This window comes from Blautia sp. ZXY-1-B12 (assembly GCF_056339915.1).
On the sequence record NZ_JBWJVP010000015.1, the window covers coordinates 1 to 20729 of the forward strand.

At 37.9% G+C, this 20729-nt stretch carries 20 protein-coding genes and 1 pseudogene; 15 read left to right on the forward strand and 6 right to left on the reverse strand.

The genetic code is table 11. From position 1 onward, the window contains the following. Positions 1 to 2128, forward strand: a 2128-nt coding sequence (locus AC075L_RS00955) for a putative bifunctional diguanylate cyclase/phosphodiesterase (RefSeq protein WP_476387032.1), incomplete at its 5' end; no start/stop codon positions are given. A 3-nt stretch (positions 2129 to 2131) separates the two neighbouring features. Here the strand turns inward: AC075L_RS00955 and AC075L_RS00960 are convergent. From AC075L_RS00960 to tnpA, 3 genes are all read right to left on the reverse strand, one after another. Further along, entirely contained in the window at positions 2132 to 3028 is an 897-nt protein-coding gene (locus AC075L_RS00960; RefSeq protein WP_270434718.1) for a selenium metabolism-associated LysR family transcriptional regulator, read from the reverse strand. 205 nt (positions 3029 to 3233) lie between these two features. Then, positions 3234 to 4397, reverse strand: a complete 1164-nt coding sequence (locus AC075L_RS00965; protein ID WP_118569509.1) for an aminotransferase class V-fold PLP-dependent enzyme — start codon at positions 4395 to 4397, stop codon at positions 3234 to 3236. A 78-nt stretch (positions 4398 to 4475) separates the two neighbouring features. Next, a complete protein-coding gene (gene tnpA / locus AC075L_RS00970; RefSeq protein ID WP_055054026.1) occupies positions 4476 to 4880 on the reverse strand; it encodes an IS200/IS605 family transposase in 405 nt (134 codons plus the stop codon). Positions 4881 to 4964: 84 nt separating this feature from the next. Here tnpA and AC075L_RS00975 point away from each other — a divergent pair, with 84 nt between their 5' ends. From AC075L_RS00975 to AC075L_RS00990, 4 genes are all read left to right on the forward strand, one after another. Further along, positions 4965 to 6104 carry an RNA-guided endonuclease TnpB family protein gene (locus AC075L_RS00975; RefSeq protein ID WP_118569508.1) on the forward strand — a complete coding sequence of 380 codons (1140 nt, stop codon included), beginning with the start codon at positions 4965 to 4967 and terminating at the stop codon, positions 6102 to 6104. A gap of 429 nt (positions 6105 to 6533) precedes the next feature. After that, positions 6534 to 7616 (forward strand): YedE family putative selenium transporter, encoded by a 1083-nt coding sequence (gene yedE, locus AC075L_RS00980; RefSeq protein WP_118569507.1) that lies wholly within the window; start codon positions 6534 to 6536, stop codon positions 7614 to 7616. Positions 7617 to 7707: 91 nt separating this feature from the next. After that, positions 7708 to 7914, forward strand: coding sequence for a sulfurtransferase TusA family protein (locus tag AC075L_RS00985; RefSeq protein ID WP_062808107.1), 207 nt, complete (start codon positions 7708 to 7710; stop codon positions 7912 to 7914). After that, the gene (locus AC075L_RS00990; protein ID WP_008706323.1) at positions 7911 to 8153 is read left to right on the forward strand and encodes a putative Se/S carrier protein; all 243 of its coding nucleotides are present in this window, start codon (positions 7911 to 7913) and stop codon (positions 8151 to 8153) included. The genes AC075L_RS00985 and AC075L_RS00990 overlap by 4 nt, the downstream gene beginning before the upstream one ends. A gap of 72 nt (positions 8154 to 8225) precedes the next feature. Here the strand turns inward: AC075L_RS00990 and AC075L_RS00995 are convergent. Further along, positions 8226 to 8831: pseudogene (locus AC075L_RS00995) on the reverse strand (sugar-binding domain-containing protein). Between the two features lie 130 nt (positions 8832 to 8961). On the opposite strand from AC075L_RS00995, the gene AC075L_RS01000 reads away from it, so the two are divergent. From AC075L_RS01000 to AC075L_RS01020, 5 genes are all read left to right on the forward strand, one after another. Further along, entirely contained in the window at positions 8962 to 9102 is a 141-nt protein-coding gene (locus tag AC075L_RS01000) for a hypothetical protein (RefSeq protein WP_182437288.1), read from the forward strand. A 14-nt stretch (positions 9103 to 9116) separates the two neighbouring features. Further along, positions 9117 to 10046 carry an AEC family transporter gene (locus tag AC075L_RS01005; protein ID WP_118569506.1) on the forward strand — a complete coding sequence of 310 codons (930 nt, stop codon included), beginning with the start codon at positions 9117 to 9119 and terminating at the stop codon, positions 10044 to 10046. A gap of 269 nt (positions 10047 to 10315) precedes the next feature. After that, positions 10316 to 10447 carry a DUF6783 domain-containing protein gene (locus tag AC075L_RS01010; RefSeq protein ID WP_334297951.1) on the forward strand — a complete coding sequence of 44 codons (132 nt, stop codon included), beginning with the start codon at positions 10316 to 10318 and terminating at the stop codon, positions 10445 to 10447. A 53-nt stretch (positions 10448 to 10500) separates the two neighbouring features. After that, positions 10501 to 10950 (forward strand): hypothetical protein, encoded by a 450-nt coding sequence (locus AC075L_RS01015; protein WP_147419022.1) that lies wholly within the window; start codon positions 10501 to 10503, stop codon positions 10948 to 10950. Between the two features lie 6 nt (positions 10951 to 10956). After that, the gene (locus AC075L_RS01020) at positions 10957 to 12165 is read left to right on the forward strand and encodes a serine/threonine protein kinase (RefSeq protein WP_118569504.1); all 1209 of its coding nucleotides are present in this window, start codon (positions 10957 to 10959) and stop codon (positions 12163 to 12165) included. A 99-nt stretch (positions 12166 to 12264) separates the two neighbouring features. Here the strand turns inward: AC075L_RS01020 and AC075L_RS01025 are convergent, their stop codons facing one another. Continuing rightward, positions 12265 to 12525, reverse strand: a complete 261-nt coding sequence (locus AC075L_RS01025; protein ID WP_118569503.1) for a helix-turn-helix domain-containing protein — start codon at positions 12523 to 12525, stop codon at positions 12265 to 12267. A 291-nt stretch (positions 12526 to 12816) separates the two neighbouring features. Between AC075L_RS01025 and AC075L_RS01030 the strand changes: the two genes are divergently transcribed. The 3 genes from AC075L_RS01030 to AC075L_RS01040 all read left to right on the forward strand — a co-directional run bounded on the left by AC075L_RS01030 (position 12817) and on the right by AC075L_RS01040 (position 16463). After that, positions 12817 to 14115 carry a hypothetical protein gene (locus AC075L_RS01030; RefSeq protein ID WP_118569502.1) on the forward strand — a complete coding sequence of 433 codons (1299 nt, stop codon included), beginning with the start codon at positions 12817 to 12819 and terminating at the stop codon, positions 14113 to 14115. 340 nt (positions 14116 to 14455) lie between these two features. Further along, complete coding sequence (locus tag AC075L_RS01035) at positions 14456 to 15403, forward strand: hypothetical protein (protein ID WP_476387033.1); 948 nt, start codon at positions 14456 to 14458, stop codon at positions 15401 to 15403. A gap of 58 nt (positions 15404 to 15461) precedes the next feature. Continuing rightward, a complete protein-coding gene (locus AC075L_RS01040) occupies positions 15462 to 16463 on the forward strand; it encodes a hypothetical protein (protein ID WP_118569500.1) in 1002 nt (333 codons plus the stop codon). Positions 16464 to 16854: 391 nt separating this feature from the next. On the opposite strand, the gene AC075L_RS01045 is transcribed toward AC075L_RS01040, so the two are convergent. After that, a complete protein-coding gene (locus AC075L_RS01045) occupies positions 16855 to 17172 on the reverse strand; it encodes a helix-turn-helix domain-containing protein (protein ID WP_182437289.1) in 318 nt (105 codons plus the stop codon). Between the two features lie 232 nt (positions 17173 to 17404). On the opposite strand from AC075L_RS01045, the gene AC075L_RS01050 reads away from it, so the two are divergent. Continuing rightward, complete coding sequence (locus AC075L_RS01050; protein WP_118569498.1) at positions 17405 to 19678, forward strand: hypothetical protein; 2274 nt, start codon at positions 17405 to 17407, stop codon at positions 19676 to 19678. Beyond that, positions 19678 to 20724: a TRAFAC clade GTPase domain-containing protein gene (locus tag AC075L_RS01055; protein WP_118569497.1), complete on the forward strand. Its 1047-nt coding sequence runs from the start codon at positions 19678 to 19680 to the stop codon at positions 20722 to 20724. The genes AC075L_RS01050 and AC075L_RS01055 overlap by 1 nt, the downstream gene beginning before the upstream one ends. Positions 20725 to 20729 lie beyond the last annotated feature (5 nt).

Here is a 20729-nt window from a genome sequence, read left to right on the forward strand (position 1 = left end):
CCGCTGGGTATGTATGGAAGTCATCAGAAGTGCAGAATATAAACCGGATGCTCAGATTGCCATAATGTATATCCGGGATATCAATGATGAATATCTGAAACATCTGGATAAGATCATACGCCATGCAAAAGATGCGTTTGCCTCAGTTATAGTAAATATTTCGGATGGAAGCTGTATTATGGCAAACAGCAGGATTGCTTCACTGGAGCTGAAAGATGTAAATGAACCACTGGATTCTTATATTGAGCGGATCAGTCAGTCTATTCCGCAGAGAGAAGTGAGAACTCAGTACAGAAAGGTATTTTGTGTAGATAATCTGAGGGAGTGTCTGACACAGGGAAAAGATATGATCCAATGGGAATGTCCTGTGTATGCCGCAAAAGGAATCAATCTGAGGATGATCAGAACCACAGTTGAGATGGTCCGGAACGTTTCTTATGACAGGCTGGAAGCACTGATCTATTTTTCTGATATTACAGAGAACTATTTTTCAGAGCAGATTCCGCATATGCTGTACAGAAAGAATTTTGACAGAATAGAGATTATTGACGGGCAGAGAGACTGTGTGAGACTGGATCATCCGGGTATCTTTGCCATGGAGATGGTTCTGGCAGAAGAGATCAGTTATTCCGGTTATGTTACTGAAGTTATGAAGAAATTTGTTCCGGATGATGAGAAATCCGTATATGAAAAATGTGTGCGTCTTGATACCATTCGGAAAGAACTGCAGGAGAAAGATAGATATTCTTTCTCTGTTCATCAGTTTAATAAAAAAGGGGAGAAATGTTTAAAGAACTATACATTTTTTTACCTCAATAAATTTTTTGACATTATTGTAGCTACAGTTGAGGATATTACGGAGAAATTTGAACAGGATATTCTGACGGGCGGATATAACAGACAGGGTTTTATCCGTCATGTGGAACGGATCCTGAAAGAAAGTGAAGACAGAACCGGATATGCGGTTGTATTTTTCGATATTAAGAATTTCAAGGCAGTCAATGAGCTTTTTGGAACAGAAATCGGAGATATGATGCTGCGCAAAGTGTACGAAGATGTCCGGAAATCAGAGCTGAAGCCTCTGGTATCGGCACGTGAGGACGCAGATCATTTTATCTGTCTGGTAGAACGTAAGAATCTCGATCTGGATATGCTTACCGGAATGTGTCAGAAGAAACTTACCCGGGGAGGAAAAACACTTCATTTGTCTGTCAAATGTGGGATTTTTATGCTTGAAAAGAAAAAAATGTCTGTGAATGGAATGATTGACAGGGCAAAGATTGCCCAGAGATATATTACAGATGAGTTTGTCCAGTCATATAAGATTTATGATTCTTCCATGAAGAATACATATATAGATAAAGCAACATTAGCAGGTGAACTGGAGGAAGGGATTGAGCAGGGACAGTTCAAAGTATATTTTCAGCCTGTTGTGGATGCAATGACCGGAAAGATTGCATCAGCAGAATCTCTGATTCGGTGGTTCCACCCGAAAAAGGGATTTATTTCGCCGGGTGTATTTATTCCTGCACTGGAGAAAAGCGGACATATTTCCGAACTGGATCTGTATGTGTTGGATTCGGTTAATGAATTTCAGAAGAAACGTTATCAGTCCGATAAGATCACAGTTCCGGTATCAACTAATCTGTCATGGATGGATTTCTATGATGAGACGATCATGAACTGGCTGGAGAAGAAATGTGCAGATGCTTCCATGCCGTCCGGTCTGTGCAGAATGGAGATTACAGAAACTTCCTATGCTGCCATTGAGGCAGACAGAAATGCAACTCTGGAGGCATTAAGAGAAGCAGGGATTCTGCTGCTCCTGGATGATTTTGGAAGCGGATATTCTTCCTTTGGAATGCTCCAGAATTACAACTTTGATATTATGAAAATTGATATGAGTTTTGTGCGGCAGATAGAAACCAATACCAAAACACGCAGTATTATCCGCTTTATCATTGAAATGGCACATACTATGGAGATAAAGATTATAGCAGAAGGTGCTGAAACTAAAGAGCAGGTCGAGTTCTTAAGAGATAACGGCTGTGATTATATTCAGGGTTATTATTTTTACAAACCGATGCCGGAGGAAGAGTTTGTGAAACTGCTGGATGCCGGCAGATAACAGTTACATATAATAGTCTCGCACAAACTGTACAAACTGCTTTACATGGGGTTTCAGAATCCTGTTTTTGCTGTAGACTATATAGAAACTGCGCTTATGGGCAGCTTCCTCCAGCGGAAAGACAAGAATCTGCTTTGTCCTCTGCAGGTCATTGACAGAGCGTGATGAAAGAATAGAGATTCCCAGACCATTAACAATGGACTTTTTGATGCTTTCCAGGTCATTCATGCGGGCAATCACATTCAGATTGCCTGTTGTGATGCCTGTGCGCTCCAGAAAAAGGTCCATTTCTTTTTTTGTGCCGGAGCCTTTTTCCCTGAAAATAATAGGATCTTTCAGGAAATCATGAAAAATAGCGGGTGTTTCTCTGTCCTTGAGTGCAAGATAGTGATCTGTTACAGGAGTTGCTATGACCAGCTCATCATGGCAGAAAGGAATAAATACGCAGCTCTCATCACGTGTATTCTGGCCTACCAGAGCCAGATCTACAGTTCCGTCCAGCACCCGGTTGATGGATTCTGAACTGTCTGACTGTATGGAGTGAAAATAAACATCAGGATGCGTTTTTCCGAAAGCAGCAAGCAGTTCCGGCAAAAGATAAGAAGAAGGAATGGTAGATGCAGCCAGATCTATCATATGTTTGTGGGCACCTGTAAAATTCTCAAGCAGATTATTTCTGATCTCCAGCATACGGACTGCACTGTCATAAAGCTGGTAGCCTTTGGCTGTAATCGTTGTTTTCTTTGTAGTGCGGATGATCAGTTTCATATGCAGCTCATCTTCCAGAGAACGTATATGAGCACTGATCGTAGGCTGAGTCAGATAGAGGCGGCGGGCCGCCTCTGAGAAGCTGCCGTAATCCACGACAGCGACGAATGCTTCTAACTGTTTAAATTTCATTGTGAAAATCTCCTTTTATGTACGAAAACGATGTACGAGTGTACCGACAAGTTGATTCTTGAAACAATCTTGCAGGATAAATTTTCTTATTTCAAGGCGGAGGAGAGAGGCGTAGCGGTGGCTACGGCGACTGACGACAACGCGGAAATAAGAAATTTAGACGTAAGATTGTTCAAGAAATCAACTTGTTGGTACACTAGGATTGTTATAGTAATGCGGATAATGCATCTAAAGCAATATCCAGTTCCTGTTTTCTATTCTCAGGTCCGAAAGAAAAACGGAGAGTACCCTCCGGGTATGTTCCAAGAGTTTTATGTGCGTTTGGTGCACAGTGAAGGCCGACTCTTGTCATAATTCCATAAGTACTGTCCAGCTCAAAGGCGGCCTGAGCCATGTCCATATGTAAGGTCTGGACGGATACAACTGCACAACGGTTTTCAATATTTTTTTTACCGATAATACGCAGAAATTTTTCTTCAGGATCCAGATTCAGGATACCATCTATAAAGTATTGTGTCAGCATTAATTCATGTTGGCGGATTTCTTCCATGGACTGTTTCTCCAGATCACAGAGTGCGGCATGAAGTCCCAGAATCCCAGGTATATTGGGAGTTCCGGGCTCGAAACGATCAGGAAGAAATGCCGGTACTTCTTCAGAATGAGAGGCGCTTCCTGTTCCACCGCTGATAAGAGGCTCAATCTGCGCTGCCAGTTTATTGCGGATCAGAAAGCCACCTGTTCCCTGTGGCCCTCTGAGTCCCTTGTGACCTGTAAATGCCAGTGCGTCTATGTGACATTTCTCCATATCAATGTTAATGGTTCCTGCCGTCTGTGCAGTGTCCAGAATAAAAAGAAGCCCATGTTCTTTGCAGAAATCTCCGATTTCCTGTGCTGGTATGACAGTTCCGCATACATTAGAAGCATGAAGACAGACCACAAGCTTAGTCTCAGGACGAAGGAGTGCGGTCGCTTTATCAAGCAGAAGACTGCCGTCAGAAGCGCATGGGATCCTGTCAAAAGAAATTCCATGTTTCTCCAGCTGTACAAGGGGACGCATCACTGCATTATGCTCCATGGCAGTTACAAGTACATGATCGCCGGGTTTCAGAAGTCCTTTCAGAAGAACATTCAGACTGGCAGTGATATTTTCTGTAAAAATAACATTCTTACCCTTTCCGGAAGTAAAGTGAAAGAGCTTCAGAAGCTGTTCTCTTGTCTCAAAAATCTGTTCTTCCACAGAATAAGCTGCCCGGTATCCTCCCCGGTTCACATTCACAGCAGAGCCTGCCAGGTAATCATAAACTGCCTGTGCAACAGATGGTGCCTTTGGAAAAGACGTACTGGCCTGATCCAGATAGATTTTATTCATAAATAAATCCTTTCGTTTGTCATGGGCGGAAACCCACTGCCTTTAGGCGGTGGGAGGAGCCTTGTAAATTGTTATCTATTATCCTTGACTCTCAATATATTTTTGTATAGTTGCTGATGACACTTCTCCAATGCTGCAAGCAAAATAACCATCTGACCAAAATATTTTTTTCTTCCAATACTGTTTTGATAAGACCGAATTATACTTTTGCCATAAGTAGTATGTTGTTTCCTGCTTTACAATTTTAACAATGTCGCATACTCTATCCGTTGCATCATAACTTAACAAAAAATGTATATGGTCTTTGTCTGTTTCCATAGCAATTATTTCGTAGCCACGAGTATTAGCTATATCGAGAATCTTTTGTTTCACATCATCAGCAATAGAGCCTTGTAGTAGTTGTTTGCGGTATTTGGTTACAAGAACTATATGTACTTTCAGACTGTATTTTCGTCTGTTATGACGATAATATCTATTATCCATAAATCACCTCTGATAGTTATTGACGTTCACTAAATATTAGTATACACTATTGCTAGTGAAGTATCAATGAGAGGAATAAATTTTATGGAACAGATAACTATAACTGCAAAAGTTCAGATAGTTGCAACTGATACAGATAAAGTTTTGCTTAATAAAACAATGTCTGTTTATTGTGATGCCTGTAATTATGTTTCAGATTATGTATTCCGCACACATGACCTAAAGCAGTTCTCACTCAATAAAATTTTGTACTCTACTCTAAGAGAAAAGTTCAGTCTCAAATCACAAATGGCGCAGTCTGTTTTTAAAACGGTTATCGCAAGATATAAGACCATTCTTGAAAATCAGAATGAATGGATAAAACCATCTTTTAAAAAACCTCAGTACGACCTGGTTTGGAACAGAGATTATTCTTTAACTCAAAACTGCTTTTCCGTTAATACGCTTAATGGTCGTGTGAAACTTCCTTATTTTGCTGAGGGTATGTCTAAGTATTTTAACCATTCTATTTACAAGTTTGGTACTGCCAAACTTGTAAATAAACATGGTAAATACTATCTGCATATACCAGTTACCTATGAGGTTGAAGAAAGTAATATTTCTGATATTTGTAATGTTGTAGGTATTGACAGAGGTATTAACTTTGTTATTGCAACTTATGACAGTAAACATAAGTCTGGATTTGTTAGTGGTAAAGCTATTAAACAGAAACGGGCTAATTATTCCAGGCTTCGTAAAGAACTTCAAATGCGACATACGCCATCCTCAAGGCGAAGACTAAAAGCTATCGGTCAGCGAGAAAACCGTTGGATGCAGGATATTAACCATCAGGTATCGAAGGCACTCGCCACCGGTAATCCAAAGCATACTCTCTTTGTATTAGAAGATTTGACTGGTATTCGCAATGTTACAGAACGTGTCAAAACAAAAAACCGCTATGTTTCTGTATCATGGTCTTTTTATGACCTTGAGCAGAAGCTGATTTACAAAGCGAAGCAGAATCAATCTTCTGTAATAAAGGTGGATCCTCGTTATACCAGTCAATGCTGTCCTGCTTGTGGACATACTGAAAAGTCTAATCGTAATAAGAAAATACATTTGTTTACTTGCAAAAACTGCGGTTATACGTCTAATGATGACCGTATTGGAGCTATGAATCTGTATCGTATGGGAATAAACTATCTTGCTGATAGCCAAGTACCTAATACAGTTGTAACAGAGTAAACTCTGCTACAAAGGGTGCTGTCAACCACCCAATGATGTAACGCCACTTTAGGCAGCAATGCCTATTGGGGATAAAAGGTCGGAGGCGTAAGCCGTTACTACGACTGGGCAGTTACAAGCCCATTACCTTTAGGTGATGGGTAGTTGACAGTAACAAATCCCCCGATTTTTATATAATTAAAGATTATATGATATGAGAATTGCAGGAGCTAGTTTGCTGCGGAACAATTCGTAGATATCAGGTTAGGGGCAAAATACTTTTTGCCCCTAACATCATTATAGTATAGCACAACTTATAAATAATTTCTATAAATAACTATAAAATACGGCTATAATGAATTAGTGATTTCAGCATAAAAATGATAAAATAGATACAAAGAAATTGTGCTGACAACAAAAAAAGTCAGTGCAAAAGGAGGAAAGAAATAAATGAAAAACGAAAAGGGAACCATAGTTCTGGCAGGAGGCGTAATCGGTCTGATCGCTGCAATTCTGGTGTTTTTTGGAAATCCGGCAAATATGGGCTTCTGTATTGCCTGTTTCCTGAGAGATACCACAGGTGCGCTGGGACTTCATTCAGCGGCAGCAGTTCAGTATATCCGCCCGGAGATCATTGGTCTGGTGCTTGGAGCATGTATCATTTCACTTGCTAAGAAAGAGTTTCGTCCAAGAGGCGGCTCTGCACCTGTGACCAGATTTACACTTGGCGCATTTGTTATGATCGGATGTCTGATGTTTCTTGGATGTCCTTTCCGTATGATTCTGCGTCTGGCAGGCGGAGACGGAAATGCTCTGTTTGGACTTGTTGGATTTGTAGCCGGTATTCTTACAGGAACTGTTTTCCTGAAGAAAGGTTACACACTGAAACGTTCTTATAAGATGCCGAAGCTGGAAGGCAGTATTTATCCTGCATTCCAGATTGTGATGCTTCTGTTGCTGGTAGCTGCACCTGCATTTATCCATTTCACAGAGCCGGAAGGCGGACCTGGAGCAAAACATGCTGCAATTGTTATCGCACTGGCAGCAGGAATTATCGTTGGAATTCTGGCACAGAGAACACGTCTGTGTATGGTCGGCGGTATCCGTGATGCGGTACTTTTTAAAGAATATAAATTACTGTTCGGCTTTGCTGCAATTCTTGTGACAGCACTGGTAATGAATCTGATCCTCGGTGCAGTTACAGGAACATCCTATTTCAATCCGGGATTTGCGGGACAGCCGATCGCACACACAGATGGACTGTGGAACGCACTGGGAATGTATCTGGCAGGCTTTGGATGTATCCTTCTTGGCGGCTGTCCGCTGCGTCAGCTTATCCTGGCAGGAGAGGGAAACACAGATTCAGCTGTGACTGTTCTCGGTCTGATGGCAGGCGCTGCTTTTGCCCATAACTTCGGACTGGCATCTTCCGGTGAAGGTCCTACAGCAAACGGAAAGATTGCAGTTATTATTGGGATTGTGGTAGTTGCAGTAATCGCAGCAGTGAACTCCATGAGAAAAGAAGAAGCCTGATTGTCGGAATGCAGACATCATTTCCGCAATCAATACGCTCACTTTGCGGAAAGTATTTTTTTAGACACACTCTAAAAGGAGAGAGAGACGAATGAAGAAAGTAGATGCAAGAGGTTTATCCTGTCCGGAACCAGTGATCCGTGCAAAGAATGCAATGGAATCCGGAGACAAAGAATATGAGATCCTGGTTGATAACGTAGTTGCAAAAGAGAATGTATCCAGATTTGCAACACATCAGGGATATCAGGTACAGGCAACAGAGCAGGGAGATGATATCCTGCTGAAACTTACAAGATGATCACATATATAGCAACCTTTTATTCCCATTATGGAGCTATTCAGTTTCGAAGAAACTGCCAGGCAATGAATCTGAGTGCAGAAGTCATGCCTGTCCCAAGAGATTTAAGCTCCTCCTGCGGAACCTGTGTGAGATTTCATACAGAAGCGGACTTCCCGGAGAAAACAGAGGAAGTCGAGCAGATCGTCAGAGTAGAACCGCAGGGATATGTTGGGATTTATCATGCGGATGAAGAATAAGAGAACCCTTCTGTGGACAAATTGTTGGCAGAAGGGTTCTTGTTTATTTTATAGAGATACAGGCATAAAATATTACTCCTGTGAAGACATATCTTCACTAAGTTTCAGCAGTGCTTCAGCAAGATTGGAGTCCAGAATCAGCACATCCACCAGCCCGCCCTTTAAAGCGCTTAACACAGCATTTGCTTTGGACACACCTGATACAAGGGAAATCTTGCGGTCGATTTTTTTGAACTGCTCCATGCTGATCGATATCATGCGTTCTTTAAGTGTAGTATTACATTCCTGTCCGTCATGGTCAAAGAAGCGAAGGGCAATATCTCCGGAAACATTTTCCTGTTTCAGCATCTCCAGATCCTCTGTGGACATAAAATCCGGAGATGCAAGAACGGATTCTTCTGTTGGATAGAAACTTCCGATACCGCTTACAGAAATTGTAACGTGGTCAAACATCTTGAACACCCGCTGATTATTCTTTTCTTCCTTCATGATCCGGGAGGCTTCTTTGCTGCTCATAAGAGCGTCTGTGAGAAGATAATAGTTCTCTCCGAAGAAAGCCTTTGCCATGCGGGACACCAGAGTTCACACATCCAGTTCATTTTCACAGCAGGCAATACTGCCATGAAGAGTAACGAACTTCGCATTTACCTTCTGGGAAGGATTGAGATAATTGATCATATGGTAAACAGTACTGCCCCAGGTAACGCCCAGAATATCACTTTCTTTTAAGCTACGGGGATTTCGTATTCAGGCATATGAAAATGATATACAAATCCTGAAATTGTGTGTAAAATATGGGGTAGAGATTATGCTTGGAAGCGATGCACACAGAGAAGAGGATGTAGGTGATTTTACCAGGACAGAAAAAATTCTTAAGGAAGTAGATTTTCCGGAGGAACTGATCGTGAATCGTTCCCTTTCATATGTGAAAAACTGGCTTCGGGTGTAGAAAGGGAGGTTTTTATGTTTTCAGTACTAATGAGGGCTTTTTCATTTACCCTGATCATCATCATCGGAATTGTAATGAAATCTACAGGCTTTGTGCCGAAGGATGCAGGTGCATCAGTTAAGAAATTTCTGATCTATGTAACACTTCCTGCATCTATTATCACCAATTTCTCTGCAATAGAGGATATGGGATTTAACATGCTGATAATAGCAGTACTTGGAATTCTTCTGAATGTAATTATGATCGCAGTAGGTGCACTGATCACACGCAGAAAATCCAAAGGAGAACAGGCGTTAAATATGCTCTGTCTTCCGGCATTTAACATCGGGGCGTTCTGTCTGCCGTTTGTGCAGAGCTTCCTTCCGGCTATGGGAAGTGTTACTGCCTGTATGTTCGATGTAGGAAACAGTATTATGTGTACCGGAGGTACTTATGCATTCGTTGCAGAGTATACAGCAGCTTCCGGTTCCAAAAAAGGAATGGATCTTAAATCCTTTGCAAAACGTCTGATTACCAGTCCTCCGCTGGTAGCCTATGTAGTTATGTTTATTTTAGCTGTTGCAAATATTGACACACCACAGGTTATTCTTACACTGATCGAGCCAATGGCAAAGGCCAACACATTTGTTGCCATGCTGATGTTAGGTCTTCTGTTCCATATCGAATTCAAGAAAGAATACATGGGTGAGATTTTCAAACTGATCGGAATCCGTCATATCTTTGCTGCAGTCTGTGCTGTAATCTTCTATTTTGTTTTACCGTTTGATCTGGTTATCAGACAGACACTCGTTTTACTGTGCTTCGCTCCTATGAGTGCAGTGGCACCTGCCTACACCGGAATGTGCGGCGGTGATGAAGGAATGGCAAGCTGTGCAAACAGCGTGAGCATTTTGTGCAGCCTTGTAGTGATTACTGCTTTGTTGGCAATTATGGGGCTGTATTAAGTTTTGTGAATATATGAATAAGTGAAAAAGCGGGCAGGATTCCTGGAGATGGGAATCCTGTCCGTTTTGATTAGAGGAGAATGATGATAGAGTATAAAAAGTGCTTGCCAGTACATATCTTCTCGCTTTAACTTCTCATTTTAAGTTGATAATAGCCAACAACAGCTAAAATGGAGGTAGTCAAATGTTAAAAATTGTGATACGCTGATTGAAACGCTGGATATATTTGAAGATGTAGCAGAAGCAATGTAGGATGTGTTAGAGCGTGTTTGAAAAATCATTTCCACAATCTGTATGCCCCGCTTGGCGGTATATTTTGCCCGAATTCGGTTTCAGTAATCCGCTACGATGCCTTCATTCGGATAAAATTTTCCGTAAATTGTGACGCATATCTTGCGTAAAGTATTTTTCAAACATGCTCCAGAAGGGCGATTTATAAAAGAAAATGAATGAAATGACAAAGACGACAGAAGAATTAGAAAATGAATTAAAAAGCATAACAGATAGTATACAGCTGGAAGACTGGATAAATGCAAATAAGGATCAGAAATTGGATTTCGGAGAATGTCTTAACCATTTACTTGATGAAAAAGGCGTTAAAATGAGTGAACTCTACATGAGGAATGCGGTTGGAAAAAGTTTCACCTACTATATTCGTAATGGAGAAAAACGTCCATCAAAAAAGACTGTAATTAAAGTTGCATTTGCATTAAATGCAACCGTAGAAGAAACCAATCTTCTGTTAAAGTCATCAGGAAATAAGGAACTTTATCCAAGACAGGAAGAGGATTCTATTATAGAGTTTGGACTCAGAAATCACATGGATGTTTATCAGGTGGAGGAACTATTAAAAAAACGTGGATCCAAATTGAGCTTGTTAGATAAAGAAAAGAATAAGAAGTAAAATTATATGGAGTCGATAGAAAAACAGTTTTTCTTTTCGCAATATCATGTTCTGGACTTGATAAGGGATACATCTAAAAGTAAAATAGAAAGAGTTTTTTATAATCCACGTCAGTCTGTATGTATCCTGAAAACATATTACGATCGAGATTTAGAAGAAATATATCTAAAGCTGAAGGGCATTCATCATCCGAATCTTACAACTGTGTATGATGTTTTGTACTGTGATGGAAATACATATATTGTAGAAGAAAATATAGATGGCGAAACTCTGGCAGAATATCTACAGATAAACGGTAAATTCTCAGAAAAAGAAGTAATCTTCATAATAAAGGAAGTCTGCGCTGGTCTTGAAGTGCTTCATAATCAGAATCCACCACTGATTCACAGAGATATAAAACCAGGCAATATTATGATGAGAAGTGACGGAAGTATTAAATTGATAGATTTCGACACTGTACGTTGTTATAAAGAAAAGGAAAGTCAGGATACAATATTGCTGGGAACGAAAGAATATGCTTCTCCGGAGCATTATGGATATGGTCAGACCGGAATTGGCAGTGATATTTATTCTATTGGTGTCACAATGCATGAGATGTTGACAGGAAAGATGCTGGAGAATCATAAGGTGATTTATAAGGGAAAGTTGCGTTCTGTGATATGCCACTGCATTCAAGTAGATTCTGCAAAAAGATTCCATTCTGTGCAGGAGTTAAAAAAGACGTTGAGTACTTATGAGAACCCATGGGGTGGGCTGAGCAGGAATAGAAGAAAAATAGGTATATTATGTGTTGCTTCTTTTTTGGCAATTGTGGCAGGAGCATTTTGGAAAATGAAAATAGTATCTATTGAAAAAAATGTGGCATCTCAAATGATAAGTGAAAACAAAGATGATTTTATTGGAAAAATGGGAACATATATCAGTACCCGCGGTGGCACAGAAAGCTATATTAATATGGATGTATATGATTGCGGAAATCATACCATTAACATTACTTTTAGATCTATGACACATGGTGGAGTTGTTTCTGCACAGGGAAAAATAATGGGAAAATATGTTGCAGAGGCAGAAGGAAAGAATGTTTCTTTTTCTTTGGAATGGACAGATGATGGAGAAGTTGTAGTTACGAGAAAGGGAAGCACAGGATATTCGGACTTTGATGAATTTACAGAAAATGAAACATTTATAGATAACTCTTATTATCAGGTGGGGTAGAAAATATAAGAAAAGTTCACCTAAGGTGGACGAAATTGAGAACCTATGAGTATATACTGAATATATTCATAGGTTCTTTGGTTTCAAACCGACAATGACTTATGAAGTACTATTGTCAGGTGCTGATCCTGCGGAGAAATTAGAGGGCTTCCGCGGGTAGGCATCCTTAACATCCGTGAGTCCGGCCAGATAATCCATGCTTGTATTGAGTGCAAGAGCAATCCGTCGGCATTGTTCAAAGGTATAATACCGCTTGCCGTTTTCAATTTTTGAATAATCACTCTGATCAATACCGGTAAGATGTTGCATTTTTATCTGCGTGTAGCCTCGCTCGCGGCGTAACTCTTTTAAACGTGACATATACGCCTCCTTTTATAAGAATTATGGCATAATGACCTGTTGACTTTAGGGACTAATTGACCTATTATAAAGTAAGAAATACAATAAAATAATAACTAAGAAAATATCTACATTATTTAACCGAATCAAGTAAGTCCACGGCGGAGCAGTTATTCGATGTAGAGCTACGTAGCAAAGCGGATGATTTTATCCGCCTGACTGTATTTCCGTATTCCCTGAGAATATTCAGAAATGGTAAGAGTATCAATAGTAATCCATGGAAGAATTTATTAAAAATATGAAGGAAAAAGTATGGATAATAGAGAAATTAAAATTGAATTAAGTGAAGCAAATCGAAAATTATTACAAAGTGAAGACAGATGTGATAAATATGATTATATTGCAGCGGTAGTCTGTGGGGCTATTGGAGGAATGATTGATATATTTGGAGTCGGAAGTCCTGGAGATAGTGCGTTAGGAACATGGACAGATCAACAAGTTGATAAAGCAGTAATGGCTTTTTCCAGAAAAATGGGTTGGAATCCGAAGGAAAGAAATGTGGATAATGTTAAATCAGCAATCGGATTTTTAGAGCGAAATTCAAGAGTAAATTATGATCAGAGAAAGCCAGGGGATGTCAATGATCTGTTTAATATTGCACCGAAAACTCATCATATGATGTCTTTGGCACATTCTCCGGATGTTGTGGGATTGTTCTTTTCGATTTTGAATCAATTTGCTTCAAAATCAACGTTTGTTGTAAATGGACGATTAGTCACAATTTTCACTGATACATTTGAATTAAAAGGTGGAAATTTTATTATGAAAATAATGTGTGGAGTTTCTAACTGGATCATTCATTTAATGTCTGATATAGCGGGAAGTTCAGGAGCACATGGCAGAGGAACCGGTATTGTAATGCCGTTTTATGAATTCTTTGGTTTTTGTAAAAATGGAAGCTTTAATTATAAAAATGAAAAGAAGAATCTGGCAGAAATTGCTCAGATAGCATTTACACAGGGATATGATTTCAGGTTTGGAATGGCACAGGCTATTCCTGTAATAGTTACAGAACTGACAATTCGGCTTATTTGGATGTTAAGAAGATATATTCAATATCATAAACCACTTAAAGAGTGTATTCCTACTTCTAAAAATGCAGATTTGCGAGTGATGCTTTTGATCGGAAATGGTACGTTATGTGTAATGGATGGGATTGATGCAGGAATCAGATCCGGCGGGAACTTTTTGGCATTTTTCATGCGCATGAATTTATGTGCATGGGTAAGATTGACAACATTAGTTTTGAAAGAAGTTTGTATCAGAGTAGGCTTGTCAAACGCTGTTCAAAGGCAGCTTGATGCATATAAAAGAATCAATGAATTGCTGGTACAGTATTTAGAACAGTTGAGACAGATTGATTTGGAACAGTATAAAAAAGAAACTTCTGAGTTTGAAAAGGTTATAACAGTATTTGTAAAGGCAGAGTCAGAAAAAGAACTGAACAGATTGTTGCTTGAAGAATTTGAAAAACTAGGAATTAAGAAACCATGGGAGGGAGATTTTAATGAACATATGTCAAATAAACATGGAAAGTTGGTATTTGAATAGTGTTTGAATGTGATAAATGTGGGTGTTGCTGTAGAAATCTTGGTAAATCAAAAATATATAGTGAATTGGACAAAGGAGATGGAACATGCAAATATTTAGTTGGGAATTTGTGTTCAATATATGATTTCAGACCATTATTGTGCAGAGTTGATGAGTGTTATGAGAAATTTTTTAAAGACACAATGTCACTGGAAGAATATTATAAAGCAAATTATGATGCTTGTAATAAAATGAAAAAACAGGAAGGAGAAAAATATGCCAATACCATTTATTTTAGGGGGATTAGCTGGCAGTCGCAGGGGTAGCAGGTGTTGTTAATGGAGTAAAAGGTGCATCAAAGATGAAGGATGCAAATGATACGATGAAAAGGGCGGAGTCGCGACATAAAGCTAATATTGAAAAATTTGAAAGTAAAAACAGAATTACCTGTAGTAAAATGGATGAAGTAGGAACACGAGAACTGACTATTTTAAAGAGTTTTCAACAATTCTCAGATGTACTTGAAAGAATTCAGGGAAGACCAGAATTTAAAGGATATAAGAAGAATGACGTTGAATTACCGAAATATGATGCTGAAGAATTGAAGAATGTATCAGTTGGTGCAGGTGTTCTTCTGGGAGGTATTACAGGTGCTGCTGTTGGAACAGCAGGAGGATTTGCGGCGGCAGGTGCTACTACAGCTGCAGTAATGGCTTTGGGAACAGCATCTACAGGAACTGCGATAGCAAGTCTTTCAGGTGTTGCTGCCACAAATGCTACATTAGCGGCACTTGGCGGAGGATCATTAGCTGCCGGAGGCGGTGGAATGGCACTTGGAAGTACAATTTTAGGCGCATCGACATTAGGAGTTGGATTGCTGGTAGGTGGAGTTATTTTTAATATTGTGGGTGGTTCATTGTCTGATAAAGCTGATGAAGCATGGGCACAGATGTTGAAAGCGGAAAATGAGGTAAATGAAATATGTAGTTATTTAAATGAACTTTACTGTGTGGCAATGAACTTTAATAATAGTTTGATTACGGTAAATGCATGTTATCAAAGACATTTCGAAAAACTAAAGAGGATAGTTGTTGAAAAAAGAAAAGTTTTTTGGGATGATTTTACAGAAGAAGAAAGGACTATTACAGAAAATACAGTGCTACTGGTAGGTCTGCTCTTTAAAATGTGTAAAACTAAGCTGGTATTTAAAGATGAGGTTACAGATAATAATATTGTAAATGAATATGCTGTTAATAAAACAATACAGGATGCAAAGAAGTTTATAGCAGATAATGGTTTATATATTTAACTAAATGGCAAAGTGGATGATTTTATCCGCTTGAATTTGTATAAAGGAGCAATAGAAAATGAGCAGAGAAAGAGATTTTATAAGAAAGGTTTTAATATGGATATCAGTGATGACATTAACAGTATCAGGGATATTCCAGATAAATTCACAGGAGGTTCAGGCCGCTTCAGCATCAACTGCAAAGAAAGCTTATGCGGCATTTTTATCAAAATCAGTAAACTGGGATGGAAGTACTTATATCGCACCTTCTAATTTAAAATTTGGACTGACTGATATTAATAATGATTCAATTCCGGAATTATATGTATGTACAAAAAAATGGAATTACAATTACGATTACAAATTATATAGTTACGTGAATGGAAAAGTCAAATGTATTTATTCTTTTGACAGATATTATAAAATGGGACAGATATATGCCTCAAAAGGTGTATTTGTTAATGTTGGAACGGGATTGAAATATGGAAGTACAGTGTATACATATCTGAAATATTCAGGGGGAAAAGTATCAAAAAAAGCAGAAAGACTTTATTCCGGATATACAGGAAATACTACTTACTTTAACGGAACTGGTAAAGCAATTAGTTTTAAATCTTACAAGAATATTTTGCAAAATCTGACTGGTGGGGCGGAATACAAAAAGGCACCTGTCTTATATGATAATACAACAGCTAACAGAAATGCGAAATTGAATACAAAAACCAGCGTATCTGAGAATCCGGTAAAGTTTAAAGTGAAAAAATTATGGGCCTTTTCTAATGGTGGATTCTATTTGAATATTACAAGTATCAGTGGAAACAAAATGAAAGTTTCTGTACATATGCCTAAGATGGATAGAAACAATATTACTGCAATTATTGATTCAAACGGAAAGAAGGCAACGGCTAAATTTACATGTTCAGATGGAGAAAGACATACATTGACATTTGTAGTTTCCGGAAATGGAATTAAGGTCACTGAGAAATCCTATTGTGATCAGAAACTTATTGGGTGGTCTTCAGCAGACAAATATGAGACTACGATTACACATGGATTTTATCCACAATCACACTTTTATTAAATAAAAAAATTATAGAAAAGTAGAAGAAAGAAAAGAGCGGATAATAAACGGGATAGTTTATTATCTTGAATTAAATCTTTTGGTATAAGAAGAATCACGACCATCAGCTAAGCCGGTGGTCGTGATTCTTTGATAATGAGAATTTAATCGAATCAAGTAAACACTGCTTCAATTAAGAATATCTGCTTGACCGTATTCTATTTTTTCTGGCAATGGGGTTTGGATATATCCTGTTAAAACATTTTGTGAATATCAGTATGCGGGCAGCAATAGATCAATATGCATTAAATATATACTGCCAGTGAATGAAATGAAAAGATGAGTAAGTTATAATAAGCAATGAAGGAAAAGAAAAATATTGAAGTTCAAATTGCTATTGTCCAAGGAAGGTTCAATCACTGGACAGTAGCAGACCGATAATATTTATCACAGCTGCTCTCTGAGCAGGAGTCAGCAGATTCCACTGTGACAGCATATTTTTTTCTTCTTCAGTCATGGAAACCAGAACATCTGTATCATTAAAGAATTCTGCCAGAGTAATACCAAAGGTCTGGCATATAATTTCAAGTTTGTCTATGGGTGGCATAAGATTTTTCCGGTACCACGTGGAAATAGTAGATTGTGGAATACCGGACAATTTGGAAAGACGATATGTTGTCCATCCCCGTTCTTCCCGTAAAGAGGTTATTTTTTCTAATACATCAAACAATTTCGCATCTCCTTTAATTCCATATTACGTTAATAATATTTCGACAAATTACTTTACAATAGGTGTTAAAAGACGTAAAATTATTATCGTAAATACAAATTATTTAAAACTATCAAATAGTATATCGGAAAACGGATTAAGTATGAGGAAAATCTGAGAATTGGAAAATAGTTCTCAGGGTGAAACGGATGTAGAAAATTCGTTTGATAGTAAAATGGGAGGGAGATTTAATATGGATATAGCCGAAAAAATTAATGAGATAGTGAAAAAAAGGCAGGAAAAAATACCGCAGATTATACAAATGCAGCAACGATTAACCCAAATAAATAAGGTGGTTGCGGATCTGGAAAACACATGTCAGGAAATGCTCGAAAAAAGTCTTGAAAGCAGTGTCTGCATAGCAAAAGAAAATCTTACTATTTTTGAACAATTGAGGACAATTGATACAGCAACATTTCATAATTATTATGATAATGTTCAGGATTTACTGGAACAGTTGAAAATCCGATTTTCAAGAAAACAGATACACATTAGTTTTGTAGGGCGTGCAGGACAGGGAAAAAGCCTTGTAATGCAGAATATAAGTGGACTTTCTGGAGAAATCATTCCCTCTTCGAATGGAGAGGACTGTACAGGTGCAAAATCAATTATCACAAATTCCGGCGATGATACTGTAACTGCGGAAATTACATTTTATACACGAAAAGAATATAAAGATATTGTGAATAAATATCTGAGTGAAATATTTGGAAAAGATGTTTATGAGATAGACTCAGTTGATGAGATTGAGGGACTGAAACAGAAACAATTGCAGTCAAAAATAGATATTACAAGTGCTCAGAAACAGTCTTTATATTTACAGCTTGAAAAATATATAGAACATAGTGCGGAAGTGATTCCGTTGCTTGGAAGTGTAAAGAAAATACCGGCAGAGGAAATTGAAAGTTATGTTGCTCAGTATAACAGTAAATATAAAAAGCAGAAGTATTTTACATATCTTGGAGTGAAAGTTGCTAATATCCTGTGTGCATTTCCATATAAAGACTGCGGGAAAATAGTACTTGTAGATACAATTGGTCTGGGAGCAACGGCACTTGATATTCGGGAGCAGATGTTGGAGACAGTAAGTAATGACAGTGATGTTATTTTGCTGATGACGCGTCCGGACGCACAGCGTCCTCGTATTGAACAGGATGACATTGATATTGTAAATGATATAAGTAAAAAAATGACAGCAGATTATACCAGACGTATGTTGTTCTGGATTATTAATGAAGTAAACAGTGATGTCTCTAATAATACAGCAGGAATTCCGTTTATTATGGAAACATTGAAAAAAATGCCGGATTTCCCGGTTGCGGATAAATTACGGGTGGATTGTAAAGATAAAGAAACTGTAGAGAAAAAACTTCTGGTTCCTGTTCTTGAAAAGTTATCAAGAAATTTACCGGAAATGGATGACGTATTATTAGGTAAGGCGGAAAAAAGCCTGTATAGGCTTTATCAGGAATATCATCTTATTGCAAATAGGATTGGGGAAACATTTAAAGCATCTGTGGATGAAGATGCAAAGAGAGAATTTGACAGTAAAATCGTTGATATTATAGGTGAAATGACTAATTCTGTACGGGAATTGTATTTAGAAGGTGGACCTTATGGAAAAGAAAGACGGAATGTATGTGAAAGTTTAAAAACAGCGTCAGAAGAAAAATTAAAAAATATATTAAAGTTGGTTCCTGAAAAAGAAACTGTTATGGAAGTATTAAATGTGGGAACAAAGAATCAGCTTAATGTATATGAAATATTCACAAATCAGATACGCATTGCTATTATTGATGATTTTCTTAAATTGAATGTTACTTTGCATGATCTGGTAAAGAAAATGAAACAGGACGTTTTATATTGTCTCGCAGATGAAACCCAGGGAAAACTTGGAAGATTATTTAATGCATCAACAGAAAATGAAGATGAATGGCTAGAAAAAATGATTTCCTATCTCAGTGGTTATCCCAGATATAAATTAATCGTGGAGGCACTAAAAAAATTAGCTGATTTTGATTTGAAAATGGAGAGTTATCTGATTTATCGTGTAAGAAATCATTTAGATGTCATTGATTTAAGTGTGCTTGGACAGGTGACTATAAAGGGAAAGAAAAAAGAAGAACAGGCGGACGATATTATATTCTGGCTGGAACATAATCTGGAAATTGTTTACAAATCAATTAAAGAAGAACTGGAACCCTTATATAGTTATCCTAATAGTGCATTATGGGCTGTAGTAAAGGATTTTTATGACCGTATTGTATGTGCTAAAGATGGAAAACGAGAAGTAACAGATGAATGGAGATACCTGTATGAAGATTCTATACCATGTATCTGGGAAGATGAATATCTTGAATATCAGCAACAAAAAGGTGTTAGTGATAAATGGAATTTTCTGGTGAATAAAATTCGCAAATATGATGATAAAAATCAATTTGAATTTACATATATGGAGGTAGAGTAATGGCTGCGAAAAATGCATTAAAAGTACAGGTTATGATGGTTGGAGGGCGCCGTTGTGGAAAGACTAGTGTTCTTGCTGCCATGAAATCAAATTTTGAACAACAGTTTGCAGAAACTGATCTGACTATGTCCTATGCTGATTTAGAAACATTAAGTATTTTAGAAGAAAAAAATAATGAGATAGAAGAATATTTTCTTGGAAGCGACAATCGTACTTTTTCACCAGATAGTAATCCTACAGCAGAGATGACGACATATTCATTGGAAGTAGGAATTAAAGATAAGCGGGACAGTATGCAGGTTAATTTTGTGGATTATCCAGGAGAGTGGTTAGCCGATAAGGAACACGAGAATCTTTTGTTTGAAACGATGAAAAAAAGTCAGGTTTTAATGATTGCTATTGATACGCCACATATGATGGAAGAAGAGGGAAAATATAATGAACGACGCAATTTTTGTCATAGGACAGGAGAAATGATAAAAATGGCTTTGGAAAAGGCTCGTCCACAGAGAATGCTAGTGCTATTTGTTCCACTGAAGTGTGAGAGATATTTGAAAGATAATAAAATGGATAAGGTACTTACTGCAACAATGCAATCATATGAAGAATTAATTAGATACTTTAAAAAAAATCCGACCAAGTATGAAGTTGCTATTACTCCGATTTTTACACTTGGAAAGGCATATTTTAGTCATTTTGAAAGAGATAGAGAAAGTGGTGATGTCAAGATAAATCGTCAGTTTGGCACTCCGAAAAAGGCGATTTATTGTTTTGATGATAATGCTGGCAGAAAACCAGAACCCAAGCATTGTGAGCAACCATTAGTATATTTGTTGACATATCTCATGTACCTTTCCGAAAAAAATAAAAAAAATATATTAAAGAAAAGTTTATGGGACTGGATTATAGAAGCAATGATGGAACTTTTTTTAAAACATTCAAGTCCTGAAGATTATCAAAATCAGAAAAAACTGTTATTGAAGAAATTAAAAAAATCAGGAGAAGGATATCGCATTCTTCAGGATCCTATGAAATTTGATGAATAGGGAGT

Excerpts from the sequence above, each read along its gene's own strand:
- AC075L_RS00960 (WP_270434718.1), bottom strand. The coding sequence starts at position 3,028 with ATGAAATTTAAACAGTTAGAAGCATTCGTCGCTGTCGTGGATTACGGC.
- AC075L_RS00965 (WP_118569509.1), bottom strand. The coding sequence starts at position 4,397 with ATGAATAAAATCTATCTGGATCAGGCCAGTACGTCTTTTCCAAAGGCA.
- tnpA (WP_055054026.1), bottom strand. The coding sequence starts at position 4,880 with ATGGATAATAGATATTATCGTCATAACAGACGAAAATACAGTCTGAAA.
- AC075L_RS00975 (WP_118569508.1), top strand. The coding sequence starts at position 4,965 with ATGGAACAGATAACTATAACTGCAAAAGTTCAGATAGTTGCAACTGAT.
- yedE (WP_118569507.1), top strand. The coding sequence starts at position 6,534 with ATGAAAAACGAAAAGGGAACCATAGTTCTGGCAGGAGGCGTAATCGGT.
- AC075L_RS00985 (WP_062808107.1), top strand. The coding sequence starts at position 7,708 with ATGAAGAAAGTAGATGCAAGAGGTTTATCCTGTCCGGAACCAGTGATC.
- AC075L_RS00990 (WP_008706323.1), top strand. The coding sequence starts at position 7,911 with ATGATCACATATATAGCAACCTTTTATTCCCATTATGGAGCTATTCAG.
- AC075L_RS01000 (WP_182437288.1), top strand. The coding sequence starts at position 8,962 with ATGCTTGGAAGCGATGCACACAGAGAAGAGGATGTAGGTGATTTTACC.
- AC075L_RS01005 (WP_118569506.1), top strand. The coding sequence starts at position 9,117 with ATGTTTTCAGTACTAATGAGGGCTTTTTCATTTACCCTGATCATCATC.
- AC075L_RS01015 (WP_147419022.1), top strand. The coding sequence starts at position 10,501 with ATGACAAAGACGACAGAAGAATTAGAAAATGAATTAAAAAGCATAACA.
- AC075L_RS01020 (WP_118569504.1), top strand. The coding sequence starts at position 10,957 with ATGGAGTCGATAGAAAAACAGTTTTTCTTTTCGCAATATCATGTTCTG.
- AC075L_RS01025 (WP_118569503.1), bottom strand. The coding sequence starts at position 12,525 with ATGTCACGTTTAAAAGAGTTACGCCGCGAGCGAGGCTACACGCAGATA.
- AC075L_RS01030 (WP_118569502.1), top strand. The coding sequence starts at position 12,817 with ATGGATAATAGAGAAATTAAAATTGAATTAAGTGAAGCAAATCGAAAA.
- AC075L_RS01035 (WP_476387033.1), top strand. The coding sequence starts at position 14,456 with ATGAAGGATGCAAATGATACGATGAAAAGGGCGGAGTCGCGACATAAA.
- AC075L_RS01040 (WP_118569500.1), top strand. The coding sequence starts at position 15,462 with ATGAGCAGAGAAAGAGATTTTATAAGAAAGGTTTTAATATGGATATCA.
- AC075L_RS01050 (WP_118569498.1), top strand. The coding sequence starts at position 17,405 with ATGGATATAGCCGAAAAAATTAATGAGATAGTGAAAAAAAGGCAGGAA.
- AC075L_RS01055 (WP_118569497.1), top strand. The coding sequence starts at position 19,678 with ATGGCTGCGAAAAATGCATTAAAAGTACAGGTTATGATGGTTGGAGGG.